The sequence below is a fragment of the Streptomyces sp. NPDC127092 genome, from assembly GCF_042722475.1.
Classification (GTDB): domain Bacteria; phylum Actinomycetota; class Actinomycetes; order Streptomycetales; family Streptomycetaceae; genus Streptomyces.
In genome coordinates this window covers 1-1,060 of the sequence record NZ_JBHXFE010000404.1, presented here as the reverse complement: position 1 = coordinate 1,060, position 1,060 = coordinate 1, and the positions used below count along the sequence as shown (strand labels likewise).

Genomic DNA, 1,060 nt, shown 5'->3' with positions numbered 1-1,060 from the left:
GGAGTTCGACCTCGACCCCATTGAGGGTGGTGACGAGCGTGCGCGTCTCGGCGTCTGCGTAGAAGTTCGTCTCCGCATTGCGGATCCCGCGTCCGCCGTTGTCCGACCGGATCTCAGGCTCCAGCACGAGGAGCGTGCGGACCTCGTCGATGGAGACGGGCGGGGCGCCGTTGCTGGAGGCCTTGGCCGTCCAACATTTGGGGGCGCCATAGACGGGATTCGCATCAGGTTGACGGGTGTCTATGGTCTGCGCCCGGATCCATGAACCCTCGGGGCAGAAGTTGTCCTCCTGCTCTCGGCAGCTCTCGAAATCCGAGTTGCCGAGCTGCCCTGGGATGCACGCACTGACCGTCTTGTGCTCTAGGTGGGATGCCACGGGAGCCGACGAGTTTGCACCGTCTGTTCCAGGTGAAGAAATCTCCGACGGATCGGTGCAATTTACTTCAGACTTCACGGCGTTGTCGCCTATTCCATAGGAATTTCCCTGGGTGCCACATTTGACTACGGGTTCTTCGGAGGCAGCGGGCTGTGCAGTAAGGAGCAGGGAGGTAAGAGCGAAACCGCACAGGAAAAGCCTAGGTTTCATGCTGGTCATCCGGCTGGAGACTCGAGCGTCATGCTGTCTACGACCCAATGTCCAAGGTCACTTGAGTAGGAAAGTTCTGCAATCCACGGACTTTCAGGTGAGGCTGAAACCTCTCCGCCGGGAAGAATTTTTCCCTTGGAGTCACGGGCAGTCTCAGGGCTCAGATCGATGAGAAGTGTTGCTATATATCCGTCTGTAGATGGCTGGGTCGCCATGGAGGTGATGCTTGGGCCGTCGCCAGACATCCATCCGTCGTTCTCATATAGACCTGTCATTGACTGCTTGTACTGCTCGCAAAATTTGCAAGTCTTGCCTGATACCTCTTGCAGAGGTTGGGGCTCACCCGTCTGCTGCAGGAAATAAGTCGCCTCCCAGAAATAGCGAATCGCCGCCTCGGCGCCCTCCTTGGTCTCTTCCTTCATGGCGGCGGGCATCTTCGGCTTGGGTACGTTCTGAGCGGGACCGTCGGCAGAC

The 1,060-nt window shown here is 58.4% G+C and carries 2 protein-coding genes; both read right to left on the bottom strand.

The genetic code is table 11. The features are described from left to right. Positions 1-454, bottom strand: a 454-nt coding sequence (locus ACFWJO_RS40840) for a hypothetical protein (RefSeq protein WP_386873469.1), incomplete at its 3' end; no start/stop codon positions are given. Positions 455-591: 137 nt separating this feature from the next. Next, the coding region (locus ACFWJO_RS40835) for a DUF6318 family protein (protein WP_386873467.1) at positions 592-1,060 on the bottom strand (469 nt) is incomplete at its 5' end.